Origin of the sequence: Paenibacillus sp. ClWae2A, from assembly GCF_032452295.1 — a bacterium.
In the GTDB taxonomy this organism is placed as follows: domain Bacteria; phylum Bacillota; class Bacilli; order Paenibacillales; family Paenibacillaceae; genus Paenibacillus.
Map to the genome: position 1 here is coordinate 1,026,657 of NZ_JAULSQ010000001.1, position 15,726 is coordinate 1,042,382.

A 15,726-nucleotide genomic window follows, 5' to 3' on the forward strand; every position below is an offset into this window, starting at 1 on the left:
AGTGTTTAAAACTATTGCATCGTTTCAAGTGTGATTCGACGATAAATGTCCATATATTCTTCAGCTGAGACGTTCCAGCTGTATTCCCCGCTCATTGCATTTTTCACAATTTTCTTCCAGTGTTCTGGCTGTTTGTAGATCTCCTCAGCACGCCGAATGGTATTCATCATGTCATGTGCATTAAAGCTTGTGAATGAGAAACCATTCCCTTCTCCAGTAAATTCATTGTATGCCTGCACAGTGTCGTTCAGACCGCCTGTTTCCCTTACGAGAGGCACACTACCGTACCGCAGAGCCAGAAGCTGACTAATACCACATGGCTCGAACCTCGATGGCATCAGGAAGATATCACTGCCTGCATAGAAGCGGCGGGATAACCCATCGTTAAACATGATCTGTGCAGACATTTTGAGCGGATAACGATTCGCGGCTTCCCGGAACCAGTGTTCATATGCCTGCTCTCCTGTTCCCAGTACTGCGAATTGAATGTCATCATAGTACAGCAATTCATCCAGGATTCGGCAGACCAGATCAAGCCCCTTAGAGTCCACGAGCCTTGTCACCATCACCATGAGTGGTACATCGGGACGAACAGGAAGTCCAAGTTCCTTTTGCAGCTCGATTTTGTTCTCCGTTTTCTTGGACAAACTTGTTCTGTATTTCACTGGAATTTTGGTGTCCGTTGCCGGGTTGTAGCTCTTGGTATCAATCCCGTTCACAATCCCGCTGAAACGATCTCCAAGTGAACTGAGCAGTCCGTCCAAGCCGTATCCATAGTAAGAGGTTTGCACCTCCTGTGCGTATGTTGGGCTTACGGTTGTCACATGGTCAGCATACACAATTCCTGCTTTCAAGAAATTGACATTACCGTAATATTCGGCTCCATCCACGGTGAAATATCGATCGTCCAGTTCAAGGACATCACTGAATAACTCATGCGGGAATACCCCTTGGTACAATAAGTTATGTATGGTGAATACCGTTCGCATCTCACTATAGAATGAATCGTGTCTATAATGGGCTTCAAGCAGCAAAGGAATCATCCCCGCATGCCAGTCATGACTGTGCAGCACGTCAGGCTTGAACTCAATCTGTGGCAACACTTCGAGAACTGCACGGTTGAAAAAGGCGAAACGCTCGCCATCATCCATATAACCGTACACTCCATCACGCCCAAAATAATACTCATTATCCACAAAATATACTGGAATCCCATCATGAACCAGCATTTCAATTCCACAATAGGGTCTGCGCCAGCCAAGAGGCACATCCGTTGTAACTACGGGCTGTAACGCATCTTTATACTCATCGGGAATTCCCTTGTACTTAGGCATAATCACCCGCACATCTGCCCCGCTCTTCTTCAATGCAAACGGGAGAGCACCGATTACGTCAGCAAGGCCTCCTGTTTTGATAAATGGATGTACTTCAGCAGCAGCAAATAGAATATTCATGCCTTTGTCCTCCTCTTCGGTTTCAGCGTGTTGCTTTCATTTTTATTCTTCGTTTTTGAACTGACGGAAGTTATAATCGCAGGTGATTCATCCGTTTTCCGACGTGTGTTCTTTTTTAGAATCACGATGCTCAGTGGAGGTAATACCAATTCGAGACTATGCGGATGCCCATGAAAAGGAATCTTTTCGGTAGGCAGTTGCATATCATTAGTAATGCCTGAACCGCCGTAAACGGAATGGTCACTGTTCAGTACTTCGGTATACATACCGGGACGCATGACACCAATCCGGTAACGCTCCCGCTTGACCGGCTGAAAGTTAATGAGCACAAGGAGTGTATCCGCAGGTTTTTTTCCTTTGCGTACATATGAAATGACACTCTGGTCCTGATCATCCGGAGTGATCCATTCATAACCGTCCAAGGAATGATCAAGCTCCCACAAAGCTTTTTCGCTCAAGTACAGGTTAGACAGCTCACGCTCAAACTTATGCAAATTGCGGTGACTGTCATAATCCAGCAAGAACCAGTCCAGTTGATCCTCATCTTTCCATTCGATGAACTGGCCAAAGTCTCCACCCATAAACAACAGCTTTTTCCCTGGGAAAGTCATAAAATAGCCCAGAAAAGCACGCATGCCGGCAAATTTCTGCTCATAGGTTCCTGGCATCTTATCGAGGAGCGACTTTTTGCCATGAACAACCTCGTCATGTGACAGAGGTAGCACATAATTTTCAGCAAAGGAGTATACGACCGGGAAAGTCAGCAAATGATGTTTGGAAGGACGCTCATGAAAATCAGATTCCATGTAATCAAGCGTATCGTTCATCCAGCCCATGTTCCATTTGTAGTTGAAACCCAGACCACCTTCATCCACAGGTAAAGTCACCATTGGCCATGCACTAGATTCTTCAGCCATCATCAATGCATAAGGGAAATACTTGAACACCGTTTCATTCAGCTGCTGCAAAAAAGCTACAGCTTCCTTGTTCTCAAGACCACCTTCATCATTGGTACGATATTGTCCTGGCTGCTTCTCAAAATCAAGCCGAAGCATACTCGTAACCGCATCAATACGGAGCCCGTCAAAATGATACATCTCCATCCAATATAATGCATTGGAGATCAGAAATGAACGAATCTCAGGTTTCGAGTAGTCAAAGCTAAGTGTACCCCAGCCAGGCTTCTCTGCTAACATCGGATCTGCATACTCATATAAAGGCGTACCATCAAACATACGCAATCCATGAGCGTCTTTGGCAAAATGCGCAGGTACCCAATCCAGCAATACGCCAATCCCAGCCTGATGTAGTGTATCCACCAGGTACATCAGATCTTTAGGATGCCCATAACGACTGGTTGGCGCGTAAAAGCCTGTGTTTTGGTATCCCCACGAAAGGTCATATGGATGCTCGCTGAGGGGCATCATCTCAACATGTGTATATTTCATTTCTAATAAGTAAGGAACAAGCAAATCAGCCATCTCGCGATAACTATAGAGGCTGCCGTCTTCTTTGCGCTTCCAGGTTCCCATGTGCATTTCATAAATATGTAGAGGTTTGTTATACATGGCACGCTGTTTGCGTCTCCAGGCTCCATCATTCCATTTGTACCCTTCGATTGAACTGGTAACAGAGGCTGTCTGAGGTCGAACCTCTGCTTGAAACGCATATGGGTCCGCTTTGAGCAATTCTGTTCCATCTTCCGTTAATATACGGAACTTGTATAAAGTTCCTTCGCTGATTTCCGGAAAAAAACGACTCCAAAATCCTGATTCGGGTATCTTATATAAAGGTTCCTTTTCGCCTTTCCATTCATTGCGGTCCAGAGCCAGTCCAACTTCTACGGCATTTGGTGCCCACACGGTAAAGCGATATCCCTGACGGCCATCGCAAGTCTCAGGCTGTGCGCCCAATATTCGATAACTGTGATGAAGGTTACCTTCATGAAATAAATAAATATGCTCCGGCAATATGTCCGGGTGTGCTAACGGTTGAATGGCCAAGAGATCACCTTCTTCTCAAGAAAATAGATATAACAGTAACCATTACCCCATTCTAGCCAAGTTGAAAAGAAAAATGCGGTGGTTTAGAAAATGTTGTCTTTTTTCTGAATTTTTACAGTAACAATAGTTTCATTTACTCTACTTTGCGTTAATGATGTACTACAATGCACAATATTTTGGGAGGGAAACGATTATGTTTAATAAAGATTGCATCGCTATGCTGTTGGCGGGAGGAGAAGGGAAGCGATTAGCCCCTTTAACCTCGAGTATCGCAAAACCCGCTGTACCGTTTGGCGGGCACTACCGGATCATCGATTTTCCTCTCAGTAACTGCGTAAACTCAGGGATCGATACTGTAGGAGTACTTACGCAGTACCAAGCGGATTCTTTACACGATCATATCGGTGGAGGAGAACCATGGGGACATGGCAACTCAAGTGAGGCAGGAATCTCCTTGCTTCCATCTTATCATACAGGAAATGACGAATACTTGGGAACGGCGGATGCTATTTATAAAAATATTGATTATATTGATCAGCAAAACCCCGAAAATGTTCTAATTTTGTCGGGTGACCATATTTATCATATGAATTATCGTGAAATGCTGGAGGCTCATCAGGCTAACAATGCCGCAGCAACGATTTCAGTTATGGAAGTTCCATGGGATGAAGCACATCGTTTTGGGATCATGGCTGCCGATGCTGATTTGCGTGTAACCGAGTTTGCCGAGAAACCGGCTGAACCAAAAAGTAATCTGGCTTCAATGGGCATTTACATGTTCAAATGGGAGTATCTGAAACGCCATCTCTTGGAAGATGCTGCTAACCCTGAATCCAGCCATGACTTCGGTAAAGATGTTATTCCTCAAATGTTGAACGAAAACAATCCCCTCTTTGTCTATAACTTTAATGGTTATTGGAAAGATGTAGGTACGGTTAAAAGTCTGTGGGATGCACATATGGATCTGCTCTATAACGAGGAAGACTGGAGTCTGCAAAAAGAAAACTGGCCGATGTTTACTCGCGACTGGCGCTCCAAGCCAAGTGCTTACAAAGCAAGACATACGAAGATCGAACATGTTACTTCCATGATTCACGACTCTTGTGCAATCGAAGGTCGTGCAGAACGTTCCGTTATCTTCTGCGGCGCTGAAGTGGGTAAAGGCTCTGAGATTAAAGACAGTGTCGTTATGCCTAACGCACGCATAGGCCGTGGGGTTCACATCGAACGCGCCATCATCGGTGAAGGTGCAATAATCAAGGACGGTGCAATCGTTAAAGGTACGGTGGACGAAATTGTGGTCGTTGGACCTAACGAGATCGTCTCTGCCAAACCGGCTGTCCGTACGCAACCTGTTCGTATGTTGAAAGAAGTATATGAGAAAAGTGGGCGCCTGCGCGCTGGTGAACTTTCTTCATAATAATATAGACATTATACAAGAAAGGCGAGCCTTGGATGGCTCGCCTTTTTTGTGTTGATACGGATATTATGTTTCTTGATCCAATTTTGCATCGCTTGCTGTTCGCTCATCTGTGGCTTCAGCATCACCAGATTGTGTTACAGATTCTTCTGGACCCATTTCCTCAGACACTGCCGGTAATGTAACCGTAACGGTTGTACCAGATCCAAGTTCACTTTGCATCGTGATCGTTCCCTCATGCAGTTCTACCAGTTCTTGCGTAATCGCAAGTCCCAATCCCGTTCCCCCATTTTGATGATTTACCTGGAAGAAACGGTCCCGTACTTTGATTAGGTGTTCTTCACTAATTCCGATACCGGTGTCCTGAACAGCTGCAATGATCTGACCATTCTCCTCTTTGACGGACAAGAAGATCCAGGAATTCTCATGTGAAAATTTGATTGCATTATCCACAACGTTTAAAAAGACTTGTTTCAATCTGTTGCCGTCTCCATGGACATTATAAGCACGCGTCTCGTCCGTTTCCAACTTCAGATGAACCTGTTTTTGTTCCGCTTTGGCCCAGACATTCAACATCGTTTCCTGTACAATTTCACGAATGTTGACGGTTCCTTTAACCAGCTTCATCTGATTCTGCTGCAATTTGGAGAAATCCAGCATCTCTTCAACAAGTCCAATCAGTCGTTCGGTTTCCTTGGAAATGATGCCCATGCCGATACGGGTTTCTTCCGGATCATAACCGCCTGAGTCCAGTGTCTCGCTCCAGCCCTTAATACTGGTCAGAGGTGTTCTTAATTCATGTGAGATCGAAGAGATAAAATCATCTTTGATCTGATTACTGCGCACAATCTCATGTGCCATGAAGTTAAGTGTTGATGCCAATTCGCCCAGTTCGTGCTTATAATTCCCTTTAACCCTAACATCCAGCCGTCCTCTGGCCATCTGGGCAGATACTGCGGTGATGTTGTTGATTGGACGTACAATGGAATTTGCCATACCAATACTGATGATCAAAACTATAGCAAGCACGCCAACACCGACCGCAGCGGCAAGTAATCCCATATTCAACAGCTTTGAATTCACATCTTGGAGTGATGTCAGATATCGAATAACATAAGTATTTTCGCCGCCAAGATCAAACTTGTGGGAAACGGCCATGACGGATTCTCCGGTACCTGGTTGTCTTCCAACCCAGCGCCCCATATCCCCATTCAAAGCCTGCATAATATCACTTGTTTGCAGCACAGCACGGTCGGATTCAAAAGCAGTTGAACTCGCCAATACGCGCCCGTTCAGATCCAAAATTTCCAATTCAGTGTTGGACAATGCCAAATTCACAATCAATCTGGACAGATTATTACCGTCTTCCGTGTTATTCTCACGAGCGATCGGCTCGAAAAAGTCCTTTGAATTGGAAATGTGGGTACTAATCGTATTGTAGATACTTTCATAATAGTACCTTTGCACTGCCAACATAAATACGAATTCGACCAACAGCAGAGCAAGAAAAACTACAAAGAAATAATGTAGTACGATCTGCCGTGTAATGCCTTTTTTAATCATTGCTCCCGGCCCTTCCATTTGTACCCGTGACCCCATACTGTCTGCAGGTATTCGGGCTCGGAAGGATTGTTCTCAATTTTCTGACGTAGACGACGAATGTTGACATCCACAATTTTTGGATCACCCATGTACTCTTTTCCCCATACATGATCTAACAATACATCGCGGCTGAGCGGTGTATTTTCTTTTTCCAGGAAGAACTGAATCAAGGAAAACTCCGTTGGAGTCAACTCAATAGCTTCATTTTGTTTCTTGAATTGCTTCGAGATCAGGTCCAGTGAAAATGGCCCGGACTGGAACGTAACCTTCGCCGCAGTTTCCCGATGCACGTTAACACGGCGCAACAATGACTGAATACGTGCAATCAACTCTGTTGGGCTGAAAGGCTTGCTAACGTGATCATCTGCACCAACGGAGAGTGCGTACACTTTATCCTGTTCCTGAACTTTCGCGGTCAAAAAGATGATGCCCAGACGTTCATTGGTTTCACGGATCCGTCGACACACCTCGAATCCATCAATACCTGGTACCATGACATCCAGCAGAGCCAGATCAATATCCGGTACGGTCTGCAGTATGCGAAGCGCTTCATGACCGTCACCCGCTTCAAGCACTTCGAATCCGTTTCTCTTTAAATTAATCACTATAAAACTGCGGATGGATTCTTCATCCTCAAGAATAAGTACTTTACTCATTAAGTTCTCCCTTTCTATTCAGCTGAGAAGTATTGCTCAGTGCATCTTTACCCGCCTCTGATTGTGCTACCCGTGAAGCAATAACACGATCTTTGGTACGCGTAATTTCCTTCCAGCTTTTACCCTTCTCCTGTTCCCACTTGGAAAGGGTGAAATATTTGATCTCTGCCACGGTTTCATCCGTATCAATCATTTTAAATCGAATATATTTTTCCTTTTCCGATTTGGTGTCTATAGTGATCTTACCGTACCACTCTGGTTTGAGATTTAGATGAAATAAATCAGCGTCATCCCGGAATTGGAACGAGACAAATTTCTTGCCTTCTTTGCCATCCCACTGGTAATAGGTATAGAACCATAACCTGGAGTCAAAAACGTAATGCTCCCAGCCTTTCGGAGTCTCTTTAAGTCCAAACTCAATAATACCATCATTATCGACATCACCGCTTAAAATTTTGTCATCTCTGTACGTTTGATCCGGTGATTTGAAAGCATTGACTAACTTGTTATCATTAACATACATAATTTGCGAGAAGGAACTCCGATCATCCAGCTCCGCATCCAGTACAATACCCATCTGTCCTTTGGAGATCTCGCCACCCAGAGCATTGTAAACTTCTTTAACCGTATAATCGGTCTGCACCCGATCAACTTCCTTGAAGCTGCCCTCTTCGTACTGATATAACGCAATGGTTGCAAAACCGCTATTGTTCAGCGAAATGATAACAAAATCACTCTTGCCATCCCCACTCAAATCCAGCGTATTTCCCTGCGCATCATCAATAATATATTGGTTATACGGGACTCCACCCAGAACCTGTTCCAGTGCCCCGCCCTTGTACGAATAGGCAGTCAACGCTTTCTGCTCCTGTAAGCTAACACCAAGAATAATATCCGGATTTCCATCATTCGTAATATCCAATACTTTAAAGGATTGCAACTCATTTCCCGGCACATCAAATGTAAGCTTTTTAACCCATGTGCCTCCCTGCTCTTCCAAAATCATGCCATGGATTCGCACATTCTCATTCGGTGTCTCATAAAAAACAATCGCTTCACGAGTTCCATCCCCATTCAGGTCTTCCACCCGAATCATACTGGTATTATTCATATCCTTAGGACGGATCAATGTACTCTCTGGTGGCAGTTTAACCTGAACCACGTTGTATAGTTTTTCCTTATCTGTGGACATCATTGGTTTTCTCATCAAACCCTTGGGGTCACTTATGACTGTGCATCCGCTTAGAACAGAACCAAGCATAATCGCCATAGTTCCTGCTGCAATGAAGCGTCCCCACCGTGAATTAAACAATCTCATCACTCTTTTCAATAGTTTAAATCTGGTTTTTTTCTTGCTGTGTCAGTCTTCGTCCACGAATATCAAAAGCAATCTTGCCTTCTGCCAATCCCCAGATCCGTGTGGCATGTTTCTCAGCAAGTTCAATAGGCAGTACTGCAATGACTGTTGCACGTTCTTCTTCACATAATTTGCGCAGCGTTTCCAGCACCGAATCTGCTGTGTGAGGGTCAAGACCAATCACAGGTTCGTCGGCCAAAACCACTTTGGCACCATGAGCAAGTGCTCTTGCAATGGCAACACGCTGCTTCTCGCCACCACTGAGCTTCTCTGCTATTTGATGTGCTTTATCAAGTAATCCCAATCCTTCGAGATAATCCATCGCACCCATATAATCATCGGAACGTACCATACCGGTTACCATTCTCCATACGGGAGTCTGACCCGATCGTCCGATTAGTACATTTTTAAGAGCCGTACGTCTGGGAAATAGTTCTGGATTCTGTTCCAAGTATGCCCATTCCCGTTTGATTTTCCGTTTTCCGGACCAGCCTTCTTTCAAAATCTCGGCACCATCCACTGTAAACCGGCCGGAATCCCATTTTTCCATCATGGCCAAACATTTAAGCAACATGCTTTTACCGCTACCGCTTGAGCCAACTACAGCTATCATCTCACCTTGTTGCATATCAAATCGAATATCCCGCAGCACGGGAACGCGGTCCACGCCAACGGATTTACTCAAGTTCTCTACTCTGATCATCGCGATGTCTCCTCTTGTCCATGTTTTTCCCTACCACTAGTGTACTCGGAAATGGACATCAATTTCCATGCGAACACCAGCTTCTATTTTAACACAGATTCGAACTCAGGTTTACGACGAAATAATATACCTGCCACGCCAAAAAGAAGGTACATGATTCCGAGCAAGGTGAACATGCTTCCGGGTGAAATCCAGTTGATCATCTGACCACCCAGATTCGGTCCAATAATACTTCCAATCGTGAAATGAAAGGATGCCACTACGTTGGCTGCAGGCAGCAACACTTTAGGCAAAATGTCTGCGGCATAGGCCAGGCCTAGTGAGAAAAAGGAACCAACCAGGCCACCTGCGATGGTTAACAATACAAGCGTCCACCAGAAATGCGTACCTGCGACTGGCACCAGCATGAAGATGATTCCCCCGCTGATGCCTGCAAACATTAATATCTTCTTACGCCCATATCGGTCACTCAACATTCCGAGAGGCAATTGAAGGAACAAACCTCCAATCCCGATAAAAGGAAGCAACGACGAAATCTGATTGGTATCGAATCCAATACGCAGCCCATACACGGGGAAGTTACTATTCATACCTGCTTCCATATATCCGTATAAAAGTGCTGGTAACAGTGCATACCAGGCCCATGCCAGACTTCGACGGAAGCGACGTTCCGGCAGTTGGCCAAGCTCTGCTTTTTCCGGTTTCGTATCCGGAAGCTTCATTAATACCAGTATAAGCACTGCTGCAATACAGATGAACAAGACCCAGAAAGGGACAGCATCGCCGAAGCCAAGTAGCTTAATTCCCAGCGGTCCAATACTGAATCCCAGCCCGTAGGACATGCCATATAACGATATGTAGCGTCCACGCTTTTCAGGTGCAGTAACAAGAAGTACCCAGAGTTGGGCCGCATAATGAAGTGCGCTGTCTCCTATTCCAACAACCAGACGCAAAATAAACCATATTTTAATATCCGGTAAATACGGAAATAGTATTAAAGGGACCATGACCAATATCAGGCTACCCACAATTAGCTTTTTGAACCCGAGTGCTCCCAATAGTCGCTCCGCAACAAGAGTCATGGCAAAAGAGCCAATGTACAATGCGGCGGCGTTTAATCCGTTTAAACCTGGTGAAACCCCTTTTTGCTCCAAAAAAATCGAAAGCACAGGAAGCAAAAGCCCCTGGCTTATGCCCGCCACCACAATAACCGTAATTAAAATAAGATAGTTGGCTGTCGAGTGTGATAGTTTGGGACGAGTAATCGATGACACGAATTCATTCCTCCTGCGAGCACACAAAGAAAAATCGCCATCGCTGACGACTTTTGTATGTTATACATATGGTTTTAAACTGCTATTCAAAGATCGGGGCTTTGCCCCGGACTTGAACATTATAGTGGACAACGCCCTGCAAAACAAGCCATAATAGAGGTTGTTCAAAAAGTTCACTTTTGATTACGAATCATGCCTAGTGGCATCATCAGCATCGAATATGGAATTCAGCCGAAATGTCCGTTGCTCACGTAGTTTTCCTACGCTCCGCTACTCCATTTCTAGCTTCATTCCATCTTCTTGGTACTGAAAACCAGACTTTTTGAACACGCACTAATCGTACTTAAGTCGCTGCGTACATTTAGATGTGACGGGAGGATTCTGCAACATTATGGCTTATCATGTGAAAATTGATGTTTCACCGATATATGAAATGCTTAACAGCTTTCTGGTTTATGTCACGAAAAAATGGATTCAGCATCTGGATATTGGTCCTGAATGGATTCTGGAAGTGGAAGGCAAACTAAGTTCCAATGTACGAGCTGCGCTCGCACCTGCCGCCACTTGGCCTTTTGATGATTTTGATGTTTTGTTTGCATGGGCAGCATATCAAAATGATACATCGGAGAATCGTGATTTTCTGGACATGCTTGCCGGAATGACAGCAGAAGACTTGTATGCACGTGTGTCTCCTCTTCTGCCGGCTCTTACAATAGAAGAATCTACGCGCATTCGGAACAGTTATGTCCCATTATTGCGACTATGGGATGAACACTACTGTCAGAATATGAGCGAAGATCAGCGTGTATGGCTCGAAGAAGATGCCGAAGAAAAACGCATTTTGCTTGATAAAATGGGATCTGAACTGCTTATTGAATATGCTACAGCGGGCGTTCTTGTTGAACCGATGCCTGGACTGAACGAAGTTATCCTGTTTCCAACGGTGCACAATCGCCCTATTAATATGTATTGCTTCTATGAGGGTATGATGATTATGCAGTATCCCGTAGATGCACCTGAAGAGAATGAAGACCAGCCGCCAACATGCCTTTTACGTTTCACCCATGCACTGGCTGATCCTGAGAGACTTCGCCTGCTTCGTTACGTATCGGATGAACCCAAGTCCCTCGCTGAGATGTGTGAAGAATTGGGTAAAGACGAAGACACGGTCAAAGATCAGGTGATGGCGCTACGCATCGCAGGTCTGCTACGGACCCATCTGCTCGGAAGTAATCGTAAAGAGAAATACAGTATTCGGCCGGATGGCGTATCTGAATTGAATATGTTTCTGGAATCCTACATTCGCATATAATTTAGTTGAACCATTGTGGATTTGCTGGCTACAAGGAGTGAGTTAGATCATGAAATTAATGAAACAACATATCTTGTTTGACCTTGATGATACACTCGTATACTGCAACAAGTATTTCAACCTGATTTTGGGAGAATTCTTTGAGAATATGCAGGAGTGGTTTGATGGACATTCTCTGACAACGCAAGAGATTCGTGAAAAACAACTGGAAATCGATGTAACCGGAGTGAACAAGCTTGGCTTTGCGAGTCATCATTTCCCGCAATCCCTGATTGATACCTATCGTTACTTTTCTGGGAGGTTCGCCAGATCAACTTCTTCCAGAGAAGAGTCTTATCTGAGCAAGTTGGGCATGAGTGTGTACGATCAGGAGGTTGAACCCTACCCCCATATGGTTGAAACACTTGAGAACCTCAAAGGTGCTGGACATTCCCTCTACTTATATACTGGCGGCGAAACCGTGATTCAACAGCGCAAGATTGATCAGATGAAACTCTCGGCTTATTTTGATGATCGGATCTATATCCGACAACACAAAAACGTCGAGGCACTGGAAGGCATTCTGTCTAATGGTCCGTTTGATCGTCGTGCAACTTGGATGATTGGCAACTCACTACGCACAGATATTATGCCTGCGGTAAAAGCCGGAATTCACAGCATTTATATCAAACAACCGAATGAATGGCAATACAACATCGTAGAACTTCAGCCTAATCCGGAAACGTCGATGTATACCATTACTGCACTGGAAGAGGTACCCAAAGTCATACACGAAAATATACAACAGCAGCAACAGAAAAGGACCCTTGGTTAAGGGTCCTTTTGCTGTATGTTAACTAATATCAAGCATCCTGCTTCTCGCCAGATAACTTGCCTGTTACCACGTCTTGCAAAATAATACGTGCTTTCACCGTACTCCCGTCTTTTCGTTTGAAAGACAGTACTTGCGTACTCCCCTTCTCAATCAGCGATTTTAACATCGTACTGGTGATTTTTTTGCCCGCATACTCTTTCCAGACTACAAATGAACAGCCTTCTTTGAAACGTGAGCATCCATAACCCTTCTTGCCCTCTATAATCTGACCCGAGCAGCCGGGAGACGGACAAGGTGCCAGTAACTCTCTCACTCCGGATGAGCTCGCACTTGAAGACGGCGCCTTGGTAGTCGTGCTTTTCCCACTGCCAGCTCTCGATGAAGATGCCGAAGTCTGACGGGACGTTTTTACAGTTGAACCGCCACTAGCTGTCTTGGCAGATGTCCTTGTATTGCCGGCCTGGGTTCTGGATCCTTTGCCTTTCCCTCTGCCTGCACGTGAATCTTCACCAAAAGCATCTGCCGGCGCCGGAGCTTGTACACGCACTTTCTCAATGATGGACAAGGTGAATTTCTTAACGTTCTCCATGAACTTGTCCTGACCCGCTTCACCTTTGGAAATCTGATATAACCTTCTTTCCCATTGCCCGGTCATCTCAGGTGAAGTTAACAGATCTACGCCTGCTCGACGAATCAATTCGATAGCCGTTCTGCCTTTGAGCGTTAACTGCATTTTCTTCCCTTGCAGCGTAATGTAACCTACGTTTTTGAGGCGCTCAATCGTAGCAGCACGTGTAGCCGGAGTACCCAAACCACTGTCTTTCATCGCATCTCGCAGCTCTTCATTCTCGATCTGTTTGCCTGCACTCTCCATCGCTTTGAGCAATGTTCCCTCGGTATAACTTTTGGGAGGCTGGGTCGCCTTCTCCTTGAACTCACTCTTCGTACATTGAACAGGCAAGTCGGGTTGTACAGCAAAAGCTTTATCCGTCCACTCTTCAGCTTCCTCTTCCTCATTGCCGTTTTTCTTAGTCTTCTTCTTGCCTGCACCGCCCTGTTCCTGATCTCCAGAACCGAGAACCACTTTCCATCCGAGGGACAGCAGCTCTTTGACAGATGTCTTAAACTGATGTTTCTCCACTTCCGTGAGCACGGTATGTTGCTTATACTCCGCCGGAGGATAAAAGTGAGACAAGAAACGTCTGACAATCAAATCATAGATATTCTGTTCATCCTTGGATAAGGTACCTGGTCGCTTCAAAGTAGGTAGGATCGCATGGTGATCCTCAACCCTGCTCGGATTACATACCCCTTTATTATTTTTATGAACAAGCTCTGGCTTGGCCCCTTGTGCAAGCTCACTATAGGTACCATTTTTAAGCAGGTTTAGCGTTTTGTGCATACCTTCAATATTCTGTTCTGTAACATAGTTGGAGTTTGTCCGCGGATACGAAATTACCTTGTGTTTTTCATACAAGGCCTGCGCGATATCCAGTGTTTTTTTGGCACCATATCCGAACTTGGCATTGGCTTCACGCTGTAAAAGGGTCAGGTCATACAAACGATACGGATACTCCTTCGTCTGCTTTGCTTCGTATTTGGTAATCTGACCTGTCTTGCCCTTCACACTGGCTGCAATGGCCTCTGCTGCCTCCGCATCGGTCAGCTTATCTCCCTGACGCAGTCCCCGGTACTCGACACCTTCCTGTCGAAACCAGGCGGCCACTTCATAAAAGGTCTGTGACTGGAACGCTTCAATCTCTATTTCCCGATCGTAGATTAGCGCGAGTACCGGCGTCTGCACACGGCCCACAGACAACAATGCATTATGGCGGGTTGTAAACGCCCGTGAGGCATTCATGCCGATCAGCCAATCGGCTTCACTTCTGGCGCGAGCAGCATGGGTCAAATTTTCAAACTCAGAGGCATCCTTCAGACCATCAAAACCACGTTTAATGCTCTCAGCCGTCAAATCCGATATCCATAAACGCTTTACAGGCTGACGCAGCTTCAATTGCTGTTGTATGAGGGCGAAGATGTACTGCCCTTCTCTCCCTGCATCGCAAGCATTAACGATCACTGAAGCCCGTTTCGCCAGTTCTCCAATCATTTTGAGCTGATCTTTTGTCCTCGGATTGGGTACAATCTTGAACTGATCGGGTATGATCGGCAGGTCCGCTATATTCCAGCGCTTGTACTTCGTATCATAGGCATCCGGTTCAGCCAGTCCAAGCAAATGCCCTATCGCCCAAGTGATGATGTAATGATCACCCTCCAGATACGTGCGATTGTTCTTGGCCTTTGGTTCTATGACGGCGGCAATGGTTCGACCCATGTCGGGTTTTTCCGCTATAACCAGTGTCTTCATCCGTCCATCTCTCCTCCTTCACCGTCCGCATGACGGCAAAAAGGGGCATTCCGCCGACGGAAGCCCCTTGCTTCTGAAACTCATTATATCAGATTTTGGATTCGGGAGCACCTTCCCGAAATGAATTATCCTGCTGCCTGTTCCTTTAATACATGCTTTTGTCTGCACTCTTTGCATACACCCTGGAAATCCAGACGATGATCCGTAACAGCAAAGCCATACTGACGCTCAATTTGTTGTTCCAAACGAAGCAGACCATCTTCCATGATCTCTTCCACTTTACCACATTCTGTACAGATCAAATGATGGTGGTGATGGGAACCGTCTGTACTTCGCAGATCAAAGCGCGCAGCGCCGTCACCAAAGTTAATCTTTTCAACGACCTGAAGGTCACTCAGCAGTTCGAGAGTGCGGTATACGGTAGCCAATCCAATCTCAGGGAACTGCTCCTTAACTAGAAGAAATACTTCCTCTGCGCTAAAATGATCCTTTTCATGTTCAAGCAATACACGTACAGTAACTTCCCGTTGTTGTGTTAACTTATATCCTTTTTCAACCAATTGATTTTTAATGTGAAAGATCTGTTCTGAAATGGACTTGTCCCGGTTACTTGCCATAGCAGGTCGCACCTCCGGTTTATATTCATTAGATTTTACTTTTATCGTTCTGATTGTTGGTTTCAGTTAATCCTTATTTATAATCATTATAATATAATAATAAATCTTTATCACTTAAAAAGCAATGCTATTGCTCACACTTACAT

The 15,726-nt window shown here is 45.2% G+C and carries 12 protein-coding genes; 3 read left to right on the forward strand and 9 right to left on the reverse strand.

Annotation, left to right across the window (positions count from 1 at the left end):
• Positions 1-11: 11 nt before the first annotated feature.
• Together glgA and glgB are read right to left on the reverse strand one after the other, a co-directional pair.
• The gene (gene glgA / locus QVE09_RS04240) at positions 12-1,454 is read right to left on the reverse strand and encodes a glycogen synthase GlgA (RefSeq protein WP_315935816.1); all 1,443 of its coding nucleotides are present in this window, start codon (positions 1,452-1,454) and stop codon (positions 12-14) included.
• Positions 1,451-3,457, reverse strand: coding sequence for a 1,4-alpha-glucan branching protein GlgB (gene glgB / locus QVE09_RS04245; protein WP_315935817.1), 2,007 nt, complete (start codon positions 3,455-3,457; stop codon positions 1,451-1,453). The genes glgA and glgB overlap by 4 nt, the downstream gene beginning before the upstream one ends.
• A 193-nt stretch (positions 3,458-3,650) precedes the next feature.
• On the opposite strand from glgB, the gene QVE09_RS04250 reads away from it, so the two are divergent.
• Positions 3,651-4,877 (forward strand): glucose-1-phosphate adenylyltransferase, encoded by a 1,227-nt coding sequence (locus QVE09_RS04250; RefSeq protein WP_315935818.1) that lies wholly within the window; start codon positions 3,651-3,653, stop codon positions 4,875-4,877.
• Positions 4,878-4,943: 66 nt separating this feature from the next.
• Here QVE09_RS04250 and QVE09_RS04255 read toward each other — a convergent pair whose 3' ends face one another.
• The 5 genes from QVE09_RS04255 to QVE09_RS04275 all read right to left on the reverse strand — a co-directional run bounded on the left by QVE09_RS04255 (position 4,944) and on the right by QVE09_RS04275 (position 10,469).
• A complete protein-coding gene (locus tag QVE09_RS04255) occupies positions 4,944-6,440 on the reverse strand; it encodes a sensor histidine kinase (protein ID WP_315935819.1) in 1,497 nt (498 codons plus the stop codon).
• Positions 6,437-7,135 (reverse strand): response regulator transcription factor, encoded by a 699-nt coding sequence (locus QVE09_RS04260; RefSeq protein ID WP_017688086.1) that lies wholly within the window; start codon positions 7,133-7,135, stop codon positions 6,437-6,439. Before QVE09_RS04260 ends, QVE09_RS04255 begins: the two co-directional genes overlap by 4 nt.
• Complete coding sequence (locus tag QVE09_RS04265; RefSeq protein ID WP_315935820.1) at positions 7,128-8,447, reverse strand: hypothetical protein; 1,320 nt, start codon at positions 8,445-8,447, stop codon at positions 7,128-7,130. Before QVE09_RS04265 ends, QVE09_RS04260 begins: the two co-directional genes overlap by 8 nt.
• A gap of 22 nt (positions 8,448-8,469) precedes the next feature.
• Positions 8,470-9,195, reverse strand: a complete 726-nt coding sequence (locus QVE09_RS04270; protein WP_036613671.1) for a phosphonate ABC transporter ATP-binding protein — start codon at positions 9,193-9,195, stop codon at positions 8,470-8,472.
• Between the two features lie 83 nt (positions 9,196-9,278).
• On the reverse strand, positions 9,279-10,469 hold the full coding sequence (locus QVE09_RS04275) for an MFS transporter (RefSeq protein ID WP_315935821.1): 1,191 nt from the start codon (positions 10,467-10,469) through the stop codon (positions 9,279-9,281).
• Positions 10,470-10,860: 391 nt separating this feature from the next.
• Here QVE09_RS04275 and QVE09_RS04280 point away from each other — a divergent pair, with 391 nt between their 5' ends.
• Positions 10,861-11,781, forward strand: a complete 921-nt coding sequence (locus QVE09_RS04280; RefSeq protein ID WP_315935822.1) for an ArsR/SmtB family transcription factor — start codon at positions 10,861-10,863, stop codon at positions 11,779-11,781.
• 49 nt (positions 11,782-11,830) lie between these two features.
• The gene (locus QVE09_RS04285; protein ID WP_315935823.1) at positions 11,831-12,595 is read left to right on the forward strand and encodes an HAD family hydrolase; all 765 of its coding nucleotides are present in this window, start codon (positions 11,831-11,833) and stop codon (positions 12,593-12,595) included.
• A gap of 28 nt (positions 12,596-12,623) precedes the next feature.
• Here the strand turns inward: QVE09_RS04285 and QVE09_RS04290 are convergent, their stop codons facing one another.
• Both QVE09_RS04290 and fur read right to left on the reverse strand, forming a co-directional pair.
• Positions 12,624-14,963 (reverse strand): type IA DNA topoisomerase, encoded by a 2,340-nt coding sequence (locus tag QVE09_RS04290; protein ID WP_315935824.1) that lies wholly within the window; start codon positions 14,961-14,963, stop codon positions 12,624-12,626.
• A 125-nt stretch (positions 14,964-15,088) separates the two neighbouring features.
• Positions 15,089-15,580: a ferric iron uptake transcriptional regulator gene (gene fur / locus QVE09_RS04295; protein WP_036613667.1), complete on the reverse strand. Its 492-nt coding sequence runs from the start codon at positions 15,578-15,580 to the stop codon at positions 15,089-15,091.
• Between the last annotated feature and the right edge of the window lie 146 nt (positions 15,581-15,726).